This is a genomic window from Micromonospora deserti (assembly GCF_003236335.1).
GTDB classification, from domain to species: Bacteria; Actinomycetota; Actinomycetes; order Mycobacteriales; family Micromonosporaceae; genus Micromonospora; species Micromonospora deserti.
Genome location: NZ_POUB01000112.1, coordinates 1 through 18630, shown reverse-complemented (window position 1 = coordinate 18630; position 18630 = coordinate 1). Strand labels below are relative to the sequence as shown.

General features: G+C 74.8%; 17 protein-coding genes and 1 pseudogene. 9 read left to right on the top strand and 9 right to left on the bottom strand.

Annotated features, from left to right (window positions below):
• A partial coding sequence (locus C1I99_RS17115; protein WP_111135219.1) for an MFS transporter occupies positions 1-980 on the bottom strand: 980 nt, incomplete at its 3' end.
• Between the two features lie 164 nt (positions 981-1144).
• On the opposite strand from C1I99_RS17115, the gene C1I99_RS17110 reads away from it, so the two are divergent.
• The 3 genes from C1I99_RS17110 (at position 1145) to C1I99_RS17100 (ending at position 2979) form a co-directional block, all read left to right on the top strand.
• Complete coding sequence (locus C1I99_RS17110; RefSeq protein ID WP_438941420.1) at positions 1145-2095, top strand: asparaginase; 951 nt, start codon at positions 1145-1147, stop codon at positions 2093-2095.
• A gap of 22 nt (positions 2096-2117) precedes the next feature.
• Positions 2118-2357: a DUF5522 domain-containing protein gene (locus tag C1I99_RS17105; RefSeq protein WP_111135217.1), complete on the top strand. Its 240-nt coding sequence runs from the start codon at positions 2118-2120 to the stop codon at positions 2355-2357.
• A gap of 73 nt (positions 2358-2430) precedes the next feature.
• On the top strand, positions 2431-2979 hold the full coding sequence (locus C1I99_RS17100) for a hypothetical protein (RefSeq protein WP_111135222.1): 549 nt from the start codon (positions 2431-2433) through the stop codon (positions 2977-2979).
• A gap of 120 nt (positions 2980-3099) precedes the next feature.
• On the opposite strand, the gene C1I99_RS17095 is transcribed toward C1I99_RS17100, so the two are convergent.
• The gene (locus C1I99_RS17095) at positions 3100-3789 is read right to left on the bottom strand and encodes an iron-dependent transcriptional repressor DtxR (protein ID WP_111135216.1); all 690 of its coding nucleotides are present in this window, start codon (positions 3787-3789) and stop codon (positions 3100-3102) included.
• A gap of 100 nt (positions 3790-3889) precedes the next feature.
• Here C1I99_RS17095 and C1I99_RS17090 point away from each other — a divergent pair, with 100 nt between their 5' ends.
• The 3 genes from C1I99_RS17090 to C1I99_RS17080 are packed head-to-tail and all read left to right on the top strand — an operon-like array spanning position 3890 to position 8549.
• Positions 3890-4744, top strand: coding sequence for a sulfurtransferase (locus C1I99_RS17090; RefSeq protein WP_111135215.1), 855 nt, complete (start codon positions 3890-3892; stop codon positions 4742-4744).
• A gap of 48 nt (positions 4745-4792) precedes the next feature.
• Positions 4793-5974, top strand: coding sequence for an acetoin utilization protein AcuC (locus tag C1I99_RS17085; RefSeq protein ID WP_111135214.1), 1182 nt, complete (start codon positions 4793-4795; stop codon positions 5972-5974).
• Between the two features lie 19 nt (positions 5975-5993).
• Positions 5994-8549, top strand: a complete 2556-nt coding sequence (locus C1I99_RS17080) for a bifunctional acetate--CoA ligase family protein/GNAT family N-acetyltransferase (RefSeq protein WP_111135213.1) — start codon at positions 5994-5996, stop codon at positions 8547-8549.
• A gap of 9 nt (positions 8550-8558) precedes the next feature.
• On the opposite strand, the gene C1I99_RS17075 is transcribed toward C1I99_RS17080, so the two are convergent.
• Together C1I99_RS17075 and sigB are read right to left on the bottom strand one after the other, a co-directional pair.
• Positions 8559-8966: a VOC family protein gene (locus C1I99_RS17075; RefSeq protein ID WP_111135212.1), complete on the bottom strand. Its 408-nt coding sequence runs from the start codon at positions 8964-8966 to the stop codon at positions 8559-8561.
• Between the two features lie 91 nt (positions 8967-9057).
• Positions 9058-10062: an RNA polymerase sigma factor SigB gene (gene sigB / locus C1I99_RS17070; RefSeq protein ID WP_111135211.1), complete on the bottom strand. Its 1005-nt coding sequence runs from the start codon at positions 10060-10062 to the stop codon at positions 9058-9060.
• Positions 10063-10336: 274 nt separating this feature from the next.
• Here sigB and C1I99_RS17065 point away from each other — a divergent pair, with 274 nt between their 5' ends.
• Positions 10337-11125, top strand: a complete 789-nt coding sequence (locus C1I99_RS17065; protein ID WP_111135210.1) for a sporulation protein — start codon at positions 10337-10339, stop codon at positions 11123-11125.
• Between the two features lie 113 nt (positions 11126-11238).
• Here the strand turns inward: C1I99_RS17065 and dtd are convergent, their stop codons facing one another.
• Both dtd and C1I99_RS17055 read right to left on the bottom strand, forming a co-directional pair.
• Positions 11239-11661, bottom strand: a complete 423-nt coding sequence (dtd, locus tag C1I99_RS17060) for a D-aminoacyl-tRNA deacylase (RefSeq protein WP_111135209.1) — start codon at positions 11659-11661, stop codon at positions 11239-11241.
• Positions 11662-11728: 67 nt separating this feature from the next.
• A complete protein-coding gene (locus C1I99_RS17055) occupies positions 11729-13213 on the bottom strand; it encodes a DUF7782 domain-containing protein (protein ID WP_199562188.1) in 1485 nt (494 codons plus the stop codon).
• A 93-nt stretch (positions 13214-13306) separates the two neighbouring features.
• Here C1I99_RS17055 and C1I99_RS17050 point away from each other — a divergent pair.
• Positions 13307-14035: pseudogene (locus C1I99_RS17050) on the top strand (S8 family peptidase); the annotation flags it as partial.
• A 76-nt stretch (positions 14036-14111) separates the two neighbouring features.
• Here C1I99_RS17050 and C1I99_RS17045 read toward each other — a convergent pair.
• The 3 genes from C1I99_RS17045 to C1I99_RS17035 all read right to left on the bottom strand — a co-directional run bounded on the left by C1I99_RS17045 (position 14112) and on the right by C1I99_RS17035 (position 17841).
• Positions 14112-15185, bottom strand: coding sequence for an ABC transporter ATP-binding protein (locus tag C1I99_RS17045; protein WP_111135208.1), 1074 nt, complete (start codon positions 15183-15185; stop codon positions 14112-14114).
• Positions 15185-16717, bottom strand: coding sequence for an ABC transporter permease (locus C1I99_RS17040; protein WP_111135220.1), 1533 nt, complete (start codon positions 16715-16717; stop codon positions 15185-15187). Before C1I99_RS17040 ends, C1I99_RS17045 begins: the two co-directional genes overlap by 1 nt.
• A 65-nt stretch (positions 16718-16782) precedes the next feature.
• Entirely contained in the window at positions 16783-17841 is a 1059-nt protein-coding gene (locus tag C1I99_RS17035) for an iron ABC transporter substrate-binding protein (protein ID WP_111135207.1), read from the bottom strand.
• A 136-nt stretch (positions 17842-17977) separates the two neighbouring features.
• Between C1I99_RS17035 and C1I99_RS17030 the strand changes: the two genes are divergently transcribed.
• On the top strand, positions 17978-18553 hold the full coding sequence (locus tag C1I99_RS17030; protein ID WP_111135206.1) for an HhH-GPD-type base excision DNA repair protein: 576 nt from the start codon (positions 17978-17980) through the stop codon (positions 18551-18553).
• The last annotated feature ends 77 nt before the right edge of the window (positions 18554-18630 follow it).

Sequence of the window (18630 nt, the reverse complement as noted above, 5' to 3'; positions counted from 1 at the left end):
CCGTAGAGCAGCACTCCCCACCCCGGCTGTGCCAGCGGCATGAGCAGGTAGAGCGGGCCGGGCGTGGCCATCGCCACCCAGATCACCCTCGCGGACCCGATCCAGGCGGTCAGCTGCCCGGCGAGCGCGCCGACCACCAGCCCGCCCACCGCGCTGACCGAGAAGACCAGCCCGACCAGCGCGGGCGAGGCGTGCAGCTCCCGCAGCATGAAGACGACCTCGATGGAACCGGACGCCATCACGAAGAAGTTCGACGTGGTGGTGCAGGCCAGGATCGCCACCAGGATCCGTTGGCGGCGGATGAAGCCGAGCCCGCCGGTCAGCTCCGCGCGCAGCGACGGCCGCGCGTGCCGCGGGCGGGCGGCGGGCCGGTGCCGGATGAGCAGCAGCGCCACCGCGCTGACCAGGAAGGCCGACCCGGTGGCCAGGAAGGTCTTCGCGGCGCCGACCAGCCCGACCAGCACGCCGCCGATCGTCGGGCCGACCAGCTCGGCGGAGTCCTGACTGATGGTGAGCTTCGCGTTGCCGTCGAGCAGCTGCTCGGCCGGCACCAGCTGAGGCAGCACGCTCTTGTGCGCCACGGTGAAGAAGACGGTGAGCACCCCGGAGAGGCCGACCACGGCGTACAGGAAGGCCAGGGTGAGCTGCCCGACCAGGGCGACCACCGGTACCGACAGCAGCAGCGCCGCCCGGCCCAGGTCACACGCGATCATCAGCCGGCGCTGGTCGACCCGGTCGGCGAGGATCCCCGCCGGCAGCGAGAAGAGCAGGTACGGCAGCCAGGCGAGGAAGGTCAGCAGGGAGACCTGGAAGACGCTGGCGCCGAGGGCGCCGGCGGCGAGCAGCGGCACCACCACACTGGAAATCCGGGTGCCGAGTTCGGCGACCGTCTGGCCGCCCCACAGCAGGCCGAAGTCGCGGCTGCGCCAGAGCGGGGGATGCCTGGCCGCCTCGGCGGCGGGAACCAGCTGCTGCGTCACGGGCCGTCCTTGCTGTCGGGCACCGAGCCAGCCTGCCGGCCCAACTCCGGCCCGTGCCAGCCATTTCCGGCCGGGGCGGTACGGTCGGCGGGCCGCGATCCGCGGCGCTGACGGGAGGCCGGCACGTGTCCATCGCCCTGTTCACCCTTGGCGGCACGATCGCGATGGGCGGGCTGGACCCGGGCCGGCCAGGGGTAGTCGCCCGGCTCACCGGTGCGGACCTCACCGCCGCCGTCCCCGGGCTCGCCGACCTCAACCCGCCGCTGGACGTGCGGGACGCCCTCGCGGTGCCCAGCGCCCACCTCACGTACCGCCAGCTGCTCGACGTGGTCGACGCCGCCGGGCGGGCGGTGATCGCCGGCGCCACCGGCGTCGTCGTCACCCAGGGCACGGACACCCTGGAGGAGTCGGCCTTCCTGGCCGACCTGGTCTGGCCGCACGACGCGCCCCTGGTGTTCACCGGCGCGATGCGCAACCCGACCCTGGCCGGCCCGGACGGCCCGGCGAACCTGCTGGCCGCAGCCCGGGTGGCGGCCGCGCCGTCGGCTCGGGGCCTGGGCGTGCTGGTCGCGTTCAACGACGAGGTCCACGCCGCCCGCTGGGTACGCAAGACGCACAGCACCAGCACGGCCACCTTCGCCTCACCGAACACGGGCCCGCTCGGGCACGTGATCGAGGGGCGGGTGCGCGTGCTGGTCCGACCGGAGCGGCCGGCGCCGCTGTCGCCGGTCGACCCGGACCGGCTGGACGGCACCCGGGTGGCCCTGCACACGGTGACCCTGGACGACGACGGGCTGCTCCTCGATCGCCTCGCCGAAACCCACCACGGGCTGGTCGTCGCGGGCTTCGGCGTGGGGCACGTGCCCGCCAGGCTCGCCCCGACGCTCGGCGCCCTGGCCGACCGGATCCCGGTCGTGCTCACCTCCCGTTCCGGCGCCGGGTCGGTGCTGCGGAACACCTACGGGGCGGTCGGCTCGGAAACCGACCTGCGGAGGCGTGGGCTGCTGGACGGTGGGCTGCTCGACCCGTACAAGGCGAAGGTGTTGCTCCGGCTGCTGCTCGCGGCAAACGCGGGCCGGGACACCATCGCCGCCGCCCTGGCCCGGCATGGCTGACCGCCGTCTCTAGACTGCCCCGGTGACCGGGGAGCGACGACCGTTGGCGGACCGCCCGCTGACCGAGCCGCACCCGTCGCGGTTGCCGCCCGAGCACCCGGACCGGGAGCGGATCCTGGCCGCGCACGCCGCCGCCCTGGCCGCCGGCGAGGCCGGCTATCCCGACCCGGCCACCGGTCTCTTCGTGCTCAGCGCCGGCTTCCTGGCCCGGCGCGGCACCTGCTGCGGGCGCGGCTGCCGGCACTGCCCGTACGTCGACTGAGGACTTCCCACCGGACGGGCCACGCCGTACGGTGTCTCGCGGGCACGTCGGGGTGGACAGGTGAGGAGTGAGCGTGCGGGCGCGGATCGTGGTCGCCGGGGTGGCCGGGCTGCTGGTGGCGGGCTGCGGGGCGGAGGACGAACCGGTGGCGCTGCCGCCGCCGGCACCGGTCGCGGTGGACGTGGCGGCGGCCTCGTCCGGCGGGGCCTGCCGGCTGCTGGATTTCGGTGTGATCGAGGAGCACGCCGGGGTCCGCTTCGACGTCGCCGCGGCCAGTGAGAAGGGGGACACCCACACCTGCGTGGTCCGTGCCGAGCGGTCAAGCCTGCCGGAGCTGACCCTGACCGTCACCAAGACCTCGATCGACGTTGCCACCTTCACCGGCGACGTGGCGCCGGAGAAGGCGGCCAAGGTGTCCGGGCTGGGGCAGCGGGCGTACCGGCGGACCGGCGCGGCGAGCGGCGGCCACGGCCCGGTCGCGGAGGTGGGCTGGCTCGCGGCGGAGGGGCGGCTCGCGACGCTGCACTACACCACCCCCCGAGGCACCGAGAAGGCCGCGGCCGAGGACCTCGCCGCCGCCCTGGTCGCGCTGGCCAAGAAGGTCGACACCCGAGCCCTGTGACGCACCTCGGCGGCGCCGCCGCGCTCAGGCCCCCTGCCCTGACAACCCGGACAGCGGGGGCCGGAAATGCGAGATCGGCGGGCAGCCCCGGCGCCCTCGCCCGGCCGGCGGGCCCGGGGGTCAGTGGGCGGCGACGAAGACGCGGGAGGCGACCTCGCGGGGCAGCCGGATCCGGCCGCCGTCACGGTCGATGGAGACCCCGTCGCGCTCCTGCGCCACGGTCACCGTGGCGCCCGGGTCGACCCCGGCGGCGTGCAGCTGCCGCAGCACGTCCGCGTTGGTCTGCACGCTCTCGCAGATGCGCCGCACCACCACCGGGCCGGTGAGGCCCGGGAACGCCAGGTTGCGTTCGCTCTCGACCGTCTCGGCGGCCTGCGGTTCCGGCGAGCCGAGCTCCTCCAGCCCCGGGATCGGGTTGCCGTACGGCGACCGGGTCGGGCGGTTGAGCAGGTCGTAGACCCGCTTCTCGACGGCGTCGCTCATCACGTGCTCCCACCGGCAGGCCTCCTCGTGGGCCTCCTCGTAGGGCATCCCGATGACGTTGACCAGCAGCAGCTCGGCCAGCCGGTGCTTGCGCATCACCGAGATCGCGGTGGCCCGGCCCTGCGGGGTGAGCGCCAGGTGCCGGTCGCCCTCGACGGTGAGCAGCCCGTCGCGCTCCATCCGGGCGACGGTCTGGCTGACGGTGGGACCGCTCTGCCGCAGCCGCTCGGCGATCCGGGCGCGCAGCGGCGGCACCCCCTCCTCCTCCAGTTCGAGGATGGTGCGCAGATACATTTCGGTCGTGTCGACCAAATCGTGAGACTTCATAGCGTCAGCGGCCCTCCGGCCACCGATGCTACCCCGGCGCACGCCGGATGACCGCCGCCGAACCGCCAGGTGGATACCCGGATGGTGTTGACTGGACGCCATGTCCGGTACCGACGATCTGCTGGTCGAGGCCGACCGGCTCGCCGCCGAGCTCGACCGCGCCGACCCGCCCACCCTGCTCGACGTCCGCTGGCGGCTGGCCGGCCCGCCTGGCCGGGACGACTACGCCGCCGGGCACCTGCCCGGCGCGGTCTTCGTCGACCTGGACACCGCGCTGTGCGGGCCGCCGGGCGCCGCCGGCCGGCACCCGCTGCCCGACCCTGCCGCGTTGCAGGCCGCGCTGCGGGCCGCCGGCGTCCGGGCCGGTCACCCGGTGGTGGTGTACGACGGTGGCGACGGCATGGCCGCCGCCCGCGCCTGGTGGACCCTGCGCTGGGCGGGCCACCGGCCGGTGCGGCTGCTGCACGGCGGCTTCCCCGCCTGGGTGGCCGCCGGGCTGCCCATCGACACCGACGAGCCGCACCCGGCACCGGGCGACGTCACCGTCCGACCCGGTGCGCTGCCCGTGCTCGACGCGGGCGAGGCCGCCCGGCTCGCCGCCGGCGACGGCGTGCTGCTGGACGTCCGCGCCGCGCCCCGCTACCGCGGCGAGACCGAGCCGATCGACCCGGTCGCCGGGCACGTTCCCGGCGCGGTGAACCTGCCCGCGCCGGAATACGTCACCGGTGGCGTGTTCCCGGCGGCCGACGCGCTGCGCGAGCGGTTCGCCGCCGCCGGGGTCGGCGACGACCGGCCGGTCGGGGCGTACTGCGGCTCCGGAGTGACCGCCGCGCAGGCGGTACTCGCCCTGCACCTGGCCGGTCGACCGGACGCGGCCCTCTACGTAGGGTCGTGGAGCAACTGGGTCGCCGACCCGGCCCGGCCGGTGGCCGCGGGGGACACACCCGCCCGGTGAGCCGGCCGTGCGACGGGTGCACCCCGGTCCTCGTGCGACGATGAGCAGATGTCCGACGACACGGTGGTGGTGTGGGACGAGTCGATGCTCGCCTACGACATGGGCGACCATCCGCTCGACCCGGTCCGGGTGGAGTTGACCGTGGCGCTGGCCCGCGAGCTCGGCGTCCTGGACCGCCCGGCGGTGCGGCTGGTCAAGCCCGAGCCGGCCGACGACGCGCTGTTGGCCCGGGTGCACGACCCGCGCTACCTGGACGCGGTGCGGATCGCGCCGCGCGACCCGCTCTTCGCCGGCTTCGGGCTGGGCACCTCGGACAATCCGGTCTTCGAGGGGATGCACGAGGCCAGCGCGTTGATCGCCGGCGCCAGCGCGACCGCGGCCGAGGCGGTCTGGCGCGGCGAGGCCCGCCGGGCGGTCAACGTCGCCGGCGGGCTGCACCACGCCATGCCGGCCCGGGCGGCCGGGTTCTGCGTCTACAACGACCCGGCGGTGGCCATCGCCCGCCTGCTCGACCTCGGCGCGGAGCGGATCGCGTACGTGGACGTGGACGTGCACCACGGCGACGGGGTGCAGCAGGTCTTCTGGGACGACCCGCGGGTGCTCACGGTCAGCCTGCACGAGACGCCGCTCGCGCTCTTCCCCGGCACCGGGTTCCCCGACGAGACCGGCGGGCCGGGCGCCCCGGGGAGCACGGTCAACGTGCCACTGCCACCCGGCGTCGACGACGCCGGCTGGCAACGCGCCTTCCACGCGATCGTGCCGTCGGTACTGCGTGCGTTCCGGCCACAGCTGCTGGTCACCCAGTGCGGCGCCGACGGGCACCGGCTCGACCCCCTGGCCGACCTGAACCTCACCGTCGACGGGCAGCGGGCGACGTACCTGGCCCTGCGGGCGCTCGCCGACGAGCTGTGCGAGGGCCGCTGGGTGGCCACCGGCGGCGGCGGGTACGCGCTGGTCGAGGTGGTGCCCCGAGCCTGGACGCACCTGCTGGCGATCGCCACCGGCGACCCGCTCGACCCGGCGACGCTGACCCCGCCGGCGTGGCGGGAGCTGTGCGCCGCCCGCCGCCCCGGCCGGGAGATCCCGCTGCGGATGACCGACGACGCCGAACCGTCGTACGAGCCGTGGCAGCCGACCGGCGAGCCGAACGCGGTGGACCGGGCGATCGCGGCGACCCGGAAGACGGTGTTCCCGCTGTTCGGGCTCGACCCGTACGACCCGCGCGACTGAACCGGCCGGGGGCCGGGCGATGACCACAGTGGATCAGCCGGTGGACGTGCTGCTCAGCGACGGTGCCACCGTGCAGCTGCGCCCGATCCGACCGCAGGACGCGCCCGGGATCGTGGCGATGCACTCGCGCTTCTCCGAGCGCACCCGCTACCTGCGTTACTTCTCCCCGTACCCGCGGATCCCCGAGCGGGACCTGCGGCGCTTCGTCAACGTCGACCACCGCGACCGGGAGGCGTTCGTGGTGCTTGCCGGCGACCGGATCGTCGCCGTGGGCCGGTACGAGCGGCTCGGCCCGCAGGCACCCGAGGCCGAGGTGGCGTTCGTGGTCGAGGACGCTTACCAGGGCCGGGGCATCGGCTCGGTGCTGCTGGAGCACCTGGCTGACGCGGCGCGGCGCAGCGGCATCACCAGCTTCGTGGCCGAGGTGCTGCCCGCCAACGGGGCGATGCTGCGGGTCTTCTCCGACTTCGGCTACCAGGTCCAGCGCCAGTTCGCCGACGGGGTCGTGCACCTGAGCTTCCCGATCGCGCCCACCGAGGCGACCCTGGAGGTGCAGCGCGGCCGGGAGCACCGCACCGAGGCGCGCTCCATCGCCCGGCTGCTCGCCCCGCGCGGCGTCGCCGTCTACGGCGCCAGCGCCACCGGGCAGGGTGTCGGCGCCGCGGTGCTCGGGCACCTGCGCGACGGCGGCTTCACCGGGTCGATCGTGCCGGTGCACCCGAGCGCGGCGACCGTGGCCGGGCTGCCCGCGTACCCGTCGGCGGCCGACGCGGGCCTGCCGGTCGACCTGGCGGTGGTGGCGGTCCCGCCGGAGGCGGCGCAGGCGGTGGTCGCCGACGCGGCCGCCGCCGGGGCGCACGGCCTGGTGGTCATCTCCGCCGGCTTCGCCGAGGCCGGCGCCCAGGGCGCGGCCGCGCAGCGTGCGCTGGTCCGCGCGGCCCACGCGGCGGGCATGCGGGTGGTCGGCCCGAACTGCCTGGGGGTGGCCAACACCGACCGGGCGGTACGCCTCAACGCCACCCTCGCACCGAGGCTGCCGGTGCCCGGCCGGGTGGGCATCTTCAGTCAGTCCGGCGCGTTCGGGGTGGCCCTGCTGGCCGAGGCCGACCGGCGCGGACTGGGCCTGTCCAGCTTCGTCTCGGCCGGCAACCGGGCCGACGTCTCCGGCAACGACCTGCTCCAGTACTGGCAGGACGACCCCGGCACCGACGTGATCATGCTTTACCTGGAGACCTTCGGCAATCCGCGCAAGTTCGCCCGCCTGGCCCGCCACATCGGGCGGGACAAGCCGGTGGTGGCGCTCGCCTCACCGGCCCGCCCGGCCGGGGTGGGGGACTCCGCCGGGCCGGACGAGGTCGCGGTGAGCGCGCTCTTCGCCCAGTCCGGCGTGATCCGGGTGGACACCGTCGCCGAACTGCTCGACGTCGGGGTGCTGCTGGCCCACCAGCCGCTGCCCGCCGGGCGGCGGGTCGGCGTGGTCGGCAACTCCTCCGCGCTGACCGGCCTGGCCGCCACCGCCTGCGCCGCCCAGGGGCTCACCGTCGCCGACGGGTACCCCCGCGACGTGGGGCCGCGCGCCGGAGCGGCCGAGTTCGCCGCGGCACTCGCCGAGGCGGCCGCCGACGAGCGGGTCGACGCCCTGGTGGTGGTCTTCGCCCCGCCGCTGCCTGGCCAGCTCGCCGACACCGAGGCCGACTTCACCGCCGCGTTGCCCGCCGCGTTGGCCGCCGGCAAGCCGGCCGTGGCCACGTTCCTGGTCGGGCGGGTGCCCGCCGGGGTGCCGGCGTACCCGAGCGTGGAGGAGGCGGTACGGGCCGTCGGGTGGGTCGCCGCGTACGCCGAATGGCTGCGCCGGCCCGCCGGCACGGTGCCCGAGCTGCCCGGCGTCGACCGGGGCGCGGCGCAGGCGGCGCTGCGCGCGGACCCGTCCGACTCGGCGGGGCTGCTCGCCGCGTACGGCGTCGACGTGGTGGAGTCGGTGCCCGTCGGCTCGGCCGACGAGGCGACCGAGGCGGCCGGGCGGCTCGGTTTCCCGGTCGCGCTCAAGGCCGCCGCCCCCGGCCTGCGGCACCGCCTCGACCTCGGGGCGGTCCGTCTCGACCTGGCCGACGCGGCGGCCGTCCGCCGCGCGTACGCCGAGATGTCCGCGGTCTTCGGCGCGGACGTCCTGGTCCAGCCGATGGTCCCGCCCGGCGTGGCCTGCGTGGTGGAGGTGGTGGAGGATCCGGCGTTCGGCCCGGTCGTCGGGTTCGGGCTCGGCGGGGTCGCCACCGAGCTGCTCGGCGACCGGGCCTGGCGGGCGGTGCCGCTGACCGACCTCGACGCGGCCGAGCTGGTCGACGAGCCCCGGGCGGCGCCGCTGCTGCGCGGCCACCGGGGCGCCGCCCCGGTGGACCGGGCGGCCCTGGCCGACCTGCTGCTGCGGGTCGGCCGGCTCGCCGACGAGCAGCCCCGGGTCCGCTCGCTGACCCTCAACCCGGTGCTGGCCCGGCCCGACGGCATCTCGGTGCTGCACGCCACCGTCCGGGTCGGCTCGGCCGCGGCCCGCCCCGACACCGGCCCGCGCCGGCTCTGACCCCGGATCTCAGTCCCGGCTGGAGATCTGCTGCACGGCCCAGCCGTTGCCGTCCGGGTCGGTGAAGTAGACGAAGCCGACGTTGTCCAGCTCGTCGGGTACCGGGCGGGGATTCTTCCCGACCACCTGGATCTCGCTCACCTCGACGCCCCGCTCGACCAGTTCGGCGCGGGCCTTGGGCAGGTCGGACACGACCAGCTGGAGCCCCTTGAGCGAGCCCGGTGGCATCTCCGGCACCAGGCCCTTGCCGATCACGACGGAGCAGCCCGAGCCGGGCGGGGTCAGCTGCACCACCCGCGCGTCGTCGCTGATCGCCGTGTCGTGGTCGACGACGAAGCCGAGTCGCTCGGCGTAGAACTCCTTGGCCCGGTCCACGTCGGAGACCGGTACCACCACCACTTCCAAAGTCCAGTTCATCGTCCCTGCCTAGCCTGCCCAAGGCGCCGGTTCAAGCACCGACGCGACGCAAGGCCCCGGCGAACCGCCGGGGCCTTGCGCGCCAGCGCACTCAGCAGGCGTACGCCTCCAGGCGCTGCGCCCGCTCCGGGGCCCGCAGCTTCAGCAGCGTCACCTTCTCGATCTGCCGGATCCGCTCCCGGGACAGGCCGAACTCCCGCCCCACCTCGTCCAGCGTGCGCTGCCGGCCGTCGTCCAGGCCGAACCGGAGCCGGATCACCGCCTGCTCCCGCTGGGAGAGGGTGGCCAGCACGATGCTCACCTCGTTGCGCAGCTCGCCCTGCGCGGCGGCGTCACCCGGCTCGGCGGCCGGGTCGACCGCGGCGACGAAGTCACCGAGGGCGCTCTCGCCGTCCTCGCCGACCGCCTGGTCCAGGCTGACCGGCTCCCGGTCGTACGAGATCAGCTCGATGACCTGGAACTCGGGGATTTCCATCGCCCGGGCGACCTCGGCGACGGTGGGTTCGCGCCCCAGCGAGACGGACAGCTCGCGGCGGGCCCGGACCATTCGGTTGACCTGCTCGACCATGTGCACCGGGATGCGGATGGTGCGGGCCTGGTCGGCCATCGCGCGGGTGATGGCCTGGCGGATCCACCAGGTGGCGTACGTGGAGAACTTGTAGCCCTTGGCGTAGTCGAACTTCTCCACCGCGCGGATCAGGCCGAGGTTGCCCTCCTGGATCAGGTCGAGGAAGGGCATGCCGCGACCGGTGTACCGCTTGGCGATGCTGACCACCAGGCGCAGGTTCGCCTCCAGCAGGTGGTCCTTGGCCGCGCGGCCCTCGGCGGCGATCAGTTCCAGGTCGGCCCGCAGCTCGGCGGAGACCGGCGTGCAGGTGGCCAACTTCTCCTCGGCGAACAGCCCGGCCTCGATCCGCTTGGCCAGCTCGACCTCCTGCGCGGCGGTCAGCAGCTTCGTCCGGCCGATGCCGTTCAGGTAGGCCCGGACCAGGTCGGTGGAGACGCCGCGCTCGTCGGTGGCGTCCAGGTCGATCAGGGTGTCGGTGCCGTGCTCGGCCTCGGTGGTGCCCGCCGGGCGGATCCGGTGCTCGCTCATCTGAAGGGCCATCTCAGTTCTCCCCGTGTCCACGTCTGTGCCGCGTCCATCCGGCCCAGTGGTGCCGGTGACTCACAGCTTGGCGGGCGGGGCGTGAAACGGGAGTGAGGCGATCGGGGACCCGACAGGAATCCCCGTCGGACGTGCGCGCCCGGTGGGCGTGTCGTCGCCGAGGGTTGCTTGCCGGGTCCGGTTACCGTGCCAGCGGTCGGCCAGTGGTCGGCCGACCCGCCGGCGACCGCCGGCGGACCCGGGACAGGCAACGGAGGGCGTCGTGGTCTTCAAGCGGCTCATGCAGGCGATGGGCGTCGGTGGCCCGTCGGTGGAAACTGTGCTGGCGAACCCGCACTGCCGCCCCGGCGGTCAGCTGGAGGGGGTCATCCACGTGGCCGGCGGCGACCACCCGGTGGACGTCTCGTACGTGGCGCTGGGCCTGGTGACCCGGGTCGAGGTGGAGAGCGGCGACAACGACTACGACACCACCCAGGAGTTCCACCGGCAGCACGCGACCGGCGCGTTCCGGCTGGAGCCGGGGCAGCGCCACGACATCCCGTTCCGCTTCGCCGTGCCCTGGGAGACCCCGGTCACCGAGCTGTACGGGCAGCACCTGCACGGCATGACGATGGGGCTGCGTACCGAGCTGGAGGTGGCCCGCGCGGTGGACAAGGGTGACCTGGACGCGGTGGCGGTGCACCCGCTGCCGGCACAGGAGCGGATCCTGGAGGCGTTGCTGCGGCTGGGCTTCCGGTTCGCCCGGGCCGACGTCGAGCGGGGCCACATCTACGGCGTCCGGCAGACGTTGCCGTTCTACCAGGAGATCGAGTTCCACCCGGCGCCGCAGTACGCCGGCGCGATCAACCAACTGGAGGTCACCTTCGTCGCCGACGCCCAGCAGATGCAGGTGGTACTGGAGCTCGACAAGCGCGGCGGCCTTCTCACCGAGGGCCGGGACGCGTTCGGCCGGTTCGCCGTCGACCACGCCACGGTGGACCGCACCGACTGGGCGGCGCAGCTCGACGGCTGGCTGCGCCAGTCGCTCCAGCGCCGCGGCCTCTTCTCCTGACCGCCCACCCACCCGCTCCGGCGCCCGGTGATCACGAGGTTTGCGCGGGGTCCCTGGTGATCCTGACGGAAGCTTCTTGATCACCAGGCGGGCGACGAGGTGTGGGGTGGGGGTCAGAGGTCGAGGAGGATGGTCCGGGGGCCGATGTTGACGCTCTCCACCAGCATGTGGGCGCGGAACCGGCCGGTCTCCACCTTGGCGCCGCGCGAGCGCAGCGCCTCGACGACTGCGGTCACCAGGGGTTCCGCCATCTCCGCCGGGGCCGCGGCGGTCCAGGTGGGGCGGCGGCCCTTGCGGGCGTCGCCGTAGAGGGTGAATTGGCTGACCACCAGGATCGGCGCACCGGTGTCGGCAGCGGACCGCTCGTCGTCGAGGATGCGCAGCTCGTGCACCTTGCGGGCGATCGTGCGGGCGATGTCGACGGTGTCGGTGTGGGTCACCCCGAGCAGCACCAGCAACCCGTCGTCGATCGCCCCGACCACCTCACCGTCGACCGTCACGCTGGCCCGGCCGACCGTCTGCACCACCGCGCGCATCAGCCGACCCTACCGGAGGCGACCGGCGCGAGCGCCGGGCGGTCCGGCGTCCGCCGGGGTGCCGGCGTCACCCGGCCACCGGCTCGATGAAGCCCCGCTCCACGAGGTGCGCCACGATCGGGGCGGCCGCCTCGGCCAGCTCGGCCGGGGCGACGTCGTGCGCGGCCGCGAGCAGGGCGAGCTGGTCGCGCAGCGGCAGCCGGCCGTCGGCGCCCCCGACCAGGGCGAGGACGAGGGGGTCGATCTCCTCGGTCCAGCGCAGCCCGTGCGGCATGGCGATGGCCTGCCGGTCCACCGCCCAGCCCTCGGCGCCCATGGTGGCCTCCTGCCGCAGCTGGAGGCCGTCGGCGGCCCGGTAGCGCGCGGCGAGTAGCCCGTCGGTGTCGCGGGCGCGTAGCCAGTCCTGCCGGTCGAACCAGGCGGCGATCCGGTCACCCAGCGGCGCCTCCACCCGCTGGCGCAGGTCCTCCACCCGGACGACCGGGTCGTCGTGGCCGGCCCGGCGCAGCGAGACGATGCCGAACCCGATCGCCTCCACCTTGTGCGCGTCGAACCAGTCCAGCCAGTCGGCCGTCCGCCGGGGGTCGGCCGCCTCGCCGACGTCGGTGAGCCACAGGTTGACGTACGCCATCGGGTCGGCCACCTCGCGCTGGATCACCCAGGCGTCCAGGCCGGTGCCGGCGAACCAGCCGGCCACCCGCTCGTCCCACGCCTCGCCCGCGACGTGCACCCAGTTCGCCAGGTACTGCATGGTGCCGTCCTCGGTGAGCAGGTCGGGCGCGGCGGCGGCCAGTTCCGCGCCGATCGCGTCGCCGACCCGGCCGGAGTCCCGGTAGACGTGGGTGGTGGTGCCCGGCCCCACCACGAACGGCGGGTTGCTCACCACCAGGTCGAACCGGCGGCCGGCCACGGGCGCCACCAGGTCGCCGCGGAGCAACTCCCAGCGCTGGCCGTTGAGGGCGGCCGTGGTGGCGGCGAAGCGCAGCGCCCGCTCGGAGACGTCGGTGGCGGTGACGGACCGGGCGTGGGTGGCCAGGTGCAGGGCCTGGACGCCGGAGCCGGTGCCCAGGTCCAGCGCGGTGTCGACCGGGCGGCGCACCGTCGCACCGATCAGCGTCTGGGTCGCCCCGCCGATGCCGAGCACGTGCTCGGCGTGCAGTGGCCGGCCGGGGCGGGCGCTGGCCGGCACGTCGGCGAGTACCCACCAGTCGTCCCCGTACGGCTCCAGGTCCAGACCCATCCGCAGCCCGTCGCCGTGCCGCTCGACCAGGCCCCCGGTGAGCGCCTCCTCGATCGACAGTGGCGCCAGCGCGGCGGCGACCGCGGCCTCCGGCTCGGTCTGCTCGCAGATGAACACCCGGATCAGCGTGCCGAGCGGGTCGCGTTCCTCGGTGGCCCGCAGCGCGGCCCGGAAGTCGTTGCGGGCCCCCCCGCCGGTGGCCTGCGGGCCGAGCCGGGCGGCGATCCCGTTCGAGGTGTATCCCGCCCGGGTCAGCGCGGTCCGCAGCGCCTCGACCCCGGTGGGGGAGAGCAACATGTCGTGTCCGTCCACGTCGTCATCCTGCCCGGTGCCCGTGCATGGCACCCGGTCACCCGCCCGATCCGGTCCGGCACCCGCATAAATCGATAGCCATCTCTATTATGTGCGTACATCATCGACAACGGCATCCGGACCACCCACTCGCAGTTCGGCGGCCGGGCCACCTGGGGCACGAACACGGTGGACCAGAACAACACCGACTGCAACGGCCACGGCACGCATGTCGCCGGCACGGTCGGCGGCTCCACCTACGGCGTGGCCAAGCAGGTCCGGCTGATCGCGGTGAAGGTGCTCAACTGCTCCGGCAGCGGCACCACCACCGGCGTGGTCAACGGCATCAACTGGGTGACCGCCAACGCGGTGAAGCCGGCGGTGGCCAACATGAGCCTCGGCGGCGGGGCCAGCAGCGCCATCGACAACGCGGTGGCCAACTCGATCAACTCCGGGATCAGCTACGCGGTGGCGGCCGGCAACTCCAGCGCCAACGCCTGCAACTACTCCCCGGCCCGGGCCCCCGCGGCGATCACCGTCGGGGCGACCACCAGTAGCGACGCCCGCGCCTCCTACTCCAACTACGGCTCCTGCGTGGACATCTTCGCCCCCGGGTCGAGCATCCTGTCGGCCTGGCGGACCAGCGACACCTCGACCAACACCATCAGCGGCACCTCGATGGCCGCACCGCACGTGGCCGGCGCCGCCGCCCTCGTGCTCTCGGCCAACCCGTCGTGGAGCCCGTCGCAGGTCACCAGCTATCTGACCAGCAACGCCACCACCGGCAAGGTGACCAACCCGGGCTCCGGCTCCCCGAACCGGCTGCTCTTCGTCGTCAACTGACCCCGATCCGGACGGCCGGGCGGGCCGCCCCCGCCGGGGACGGCCGGGTGGGCCGCCCTGGTCCGCCGGCCGCCGGTCAGGCGGCGGCGGTCTGCCGGAGCGGGTCGCTGGGGGTGGCCCCGCCGGTCGCCGGAAAGGCCCGGGCGGTGCCGTGCACCGTCACCGACACCGCGGCCCCGACCGGCATCGGGGTCGGGTCGTCCAGCACCCGGGCGGTGACCAGGGTGCCGTCAGCGAGCCGGAGACCCACCAGCGCGTCGTGCCCGTGGAAGTCGTGCCGCAGCACCGTCGCGGTGACGGCGCCGGGCCCGGGCGTGAGGCGGACCTGCTCCGGCCGGACCAGCACGGTCACCGGGCCGCTCGGCGCCGCCCCGGCGAGCGGGACGCTACCCAGCACGGTCCGCGCCGCGCCGCCCTCGGCGACCGCCGGCAGCAGCACCGCGTCCCCGACGAACCCGGCGACCCACTCGTCGGCGGGCTCCCGGTAGACGGTGGTCGGGTCGGCGCACTGCACCACCCGGCCGGCGCGCAGCACCACCACCCGGTCGGCGACCGAGAGCGCCTCGCCCTGGTCGTGGGTGACCAGCACCCCGGTCGCCCCGTCGGCGCGCAGCGCCTCCCGTACGTCGTGCCGCAGCCCGGCGCGCAGCCCCGCGTCGAGGGCGCTGAACGGCTCGTCCAGCAGCACCACCGACGGTCGGGGTGCCAGCGCCCGGGCCACCGCCACCCGCTGCTGCTGGCCGCCGGAGAGCTGATGCGGCATCCGGTCGCCGTACCCGGCCAGCCCGACCAGGGTGAGCACCTCCTCGACCCGGTCGCCCCGGCGGGCGGCCCGGTCCAGGCCGTACCCGACGTTGGCCGCCACGCTCAGGTGCGGGAAGAGCGCGCCCTCCTGCGGCACCACGGCGATCCGGCGGCGATGGGCCGGCCGGTGCCGGTCGGCGCCGGCGACCGGGACGCCGTCGATCCGGATCTCGCCGGCGTCGAGCCGCTCGAATCCGGCCAGGCAGCGCAGCAGGGTGGTCTTGCCGCAGCCGGACGGGCCGAGGACCGCGGTCAACTCACCGGACGGCACGGTGAGGTCCACCCCGGCCAGCGCGGTGACCGGCCCGTACCGCTTGACCACGCCGGTCAGCACGACCTCGCTCATCACCGGTCCTCCTTGTCGAGCAGGCCGCCGCGGGCGACCAGCAGCCAGGTGGGCAGCGCCGAGATGGCCACCAGCAGTGCCGCGTACGGGGCCGCGGCGGCGTACGCGCCGACGGCGGTGGCGGTCCACAGTTCGGTGGCGAGCGTGTCCGTCCCGGTGGGCCGCAGCAGCAGGGTGGCGGGGAGTTCCTTCATGCCGGTGAGGAAGACCAGCGCCGCGCCCGCCCCGATGCCGGGCAGGGTCAACGGCAGGGTGACCGTGCGCAGCACGGCCAGCGGCCCGCGGCCGAGCGACCGGGCCACCTCCTCCAGAGCGGGGGGCGACTGCGCGGCCGCCCCGGCCACCGCGCCCACCGCGAGGGGCAGGAAGAGCGTGGCGTAGGCCAGTGCCAGCAGCCACCGGGTCTGGTAGAGCGGGTACGCCACGGTGATCCCGAAGAAGATCAGCGAGAGCCCGATCACCACCCCGGGCAGGGCGTGCGCCAGGTACGCCAGCCGGTCCAGCACGGTGGCCAGCGGCCCCGGGGCGCGGGCGGTGAGCAGCCCCAGCGGCAGCGCCAGCAGCATGGTCAGCGCCGCGCCGGCCAGACTGATCGACAGCGAGTTGCCGGCGGCGGTGAGCACCTCGGCCAGCGCCCCGGGCCGGGACACCCCGGCCGCCAGCCGCCGGGCCAGGCTGACCGCCGGCAGGCCGAGCGCGAGCGCGGCCACGCCGGCGAGCGCCGCCAGGGCCGGCCAGCGGGCCGCGCCGAGCCGGAGCCGGGGGGCGTTCCGGCGGGCGCCGCCGAGGCGGGCGTACCGGGCACCGCGGCGCCGGCTGGCCGTCTCCCCGGCCAGCAGCAGCACGGTCAGCGCCACCAGCACGCTGGAGAGCACCAGCGCCCCGGTCCGGTCGAAGCCCAGGTCGAAGGCGACGAAGATGGCCCGGGTGAAGGTGTCGGCGCGCAGGATCGACACGGCGCCGAAGTCGGAGAGCACGTAGAGGGCGACCAGCAGCGCGCCGGCCGCGGTGGCCGGCCGGATCTGCCGCAGGGTCACCGCGGTGAAGGTCTGCCAACCGCCGCGCCCGAGCGAGCGGGAGACCTCCTCCTGGGCCGGGTCGGCGCCCCGCAGCGCCGCCGCGACCGGCAGGAAGACGTACGGGTAGGAGCAGAGGGTGAGTACCAGCGCCGCCGGCCAGAAGCCTGCCAGCCGGTCGACCGTGGACACCCAGGCGAACCCGGCGATGTAGGTGGGCACGGCCAGCGGCAGCGCGGCCAGCACCGCGAAGACCCGCCGGGCGGGCAGGTCGGTGCGGGTGACCAGGAAGGCGGCACCGACGCCGAGCAGCACGCAGGCCACGGTGACCACCGCGGCCAGGCCGAGGCTGCGCAGGGCGAGCAGCCCGACCCGCTCGGTCCAGAGTTCGGCGGCGATCCGGTCGGCGCCGGCCTCGGCGGTGCGTACGGCGAGGTAGACCAGCGGGAGCAGGGCCACGGCCACCGCGGCGGTCGAGGCCGTGAGCAGCGCCGGGCGTGGCGCCAGCCGACGCAGCCGCGGGCGTACGCCGGACGGGGCCGGTCCGGGCGGTACCGGCTCCGCGGTGGCGGTCGGGGTGCTCAGGGCACCAGCCCCGAATCCTTGATCAGGGCGACGGTGGCGTCGAGCGTGTCGAGGTCGTTCAGGTCGATGGTCGGGACCTTCAGTTCGGCCAGCGGCGGCACGTACGCCGGTGCGGCCACGCCGGGCATCACCGGGTACTCGAAGGTCTGCTCCGCGAAGTACGCCTGCGCCTCGGCGCCGAGCAGGTAGTCGACGAACGTCTGGGTGTCGGCGTCCTGGGCGGACCGCTTGAGCACCCCGACACCGGCCACGTTGACCAGTGCGCCGGTGTCCCCGTCGGGGAAGAAGTGCAGCTTGGCCTTGAGCCCGTCCGGGGTGGTGCCGTGTTCCTTGGCGATCTCGCCGAGGTAGTAGTGGTTCACCAGGCCGACCTGGATCGCGCCGCCGTGCACGTCCTCGACGATCTTGATGTTGTTGTCCCGGATTTGCGGTTCGTTGGCCCGGAGGCCGGCCAGGAAGTCCTTCGCCTTCTGCTCGCCGTGCTGCACCCGGATCGCGGTGACGAACGCCTGGAAGGAGGCGTTGGTGGGGGCGACGCCGACCTTGCCCCGCCACTTCGGGTCGGTCAGCTCGAACACGGACGCCGGCAGCTGGTCGGCGGTGACCTGGTCGACGTTGTACGCCAGCACCCGGGCGCGGGCGCTGACGCCGACCCACTGGCCGTTTCGGGCCCGGTACGCCTCGGGCACCTTGGCGCTGGTCGCTTCGGGCAGCGTGGTGAACATGCCCCGCTTGGCTACCGTGCCGAGCGCCCCGGCGTCCTGGGCGAGGAACGCGTCGGCGCGGGATCTGTCGCCCTCCTCCACCAGCTGCGCGGCCAACTGGGCGGTGGTCGCGTACCGGGTCTGCACCGTGATCCCGGTCTGCTGGGTGAACTTCTCCAGCAGCGGCTTCACCAGCTGCTCGTTCCGCCCGCTGTACACGGTGATCTTCTTGTCGTTCGGCTTGCCGGGGTCGGCGGCGTCGTCCTCGCCGGAACCGCAGGCGACCAGGCTGAACGCGAGCAGGCCGGTGGCGACCAGGGCCGCGGTGGACCTGCGGACGGAGACGGACATGTGGACCCCTTCTCGAAGTCGTACGCGCAGAAGTTAGTACAGCCTAACCTCACCCGCAATCGGGGCGGCAGTCGGATCCCCGGCACGGCGGAGCGTCGGCGCGACCCGCGGGCGCGGCAGCAGGCAGGATGGGCGCATGACGCTCGCGTTGCCCATCGACCCGGAGGCCAACCGGCTGCTGGCGCGCAGCCCGCTGGCCCTGCTCCTCGGCATGGTGCTCGACCAGCAGGTGCCGATGGAGAAGGCGTTCTCGTCGCCGTACGTGCTGACGCAGCGGCTGGGACACGAGCCGGACGCCCGTGAACTGGCCGGGTACGACCCGGAGGCCCTGGTCGCCGTCTTCGCCACCCCGCCCGCGCTGCACCGCTTCCCCAAGGCGATGGCGGCCCGGGTGCAGGAGGTGTGCCAGGTCCTCGTCGACCGGTACGACGGCGACCCGGCCCGGCTCTGGGCCGATGTCGCCGACGGCCGGGAACTGCTCCGCCGCATCGGCGAGCTGCCGGGCTTCGGCAAGCAGAAGGCGCAGATCTTCCTCGCCCTGCTCGGCAAGCGGTTCGGGGTGACGCCGCAGGGATGGCGCGAGGCCGCCGGCGGGTACGGCGACGCGGACGCCCACCGGTCGGTCGCCGACGTCACCGACGCCGAGTCGCTGCTCCGGGTCCGCGAGTACAAGCAGCAGATGAAGGCGGCGGCCAAGGCGGCGAAAACCTGACGCGGCGATCCGCCGTGCGCGATGGTGAAACCCGGCGGGTGACAGCGGCGGGCGGGGGATGGCGAGCAAAGCGGGAG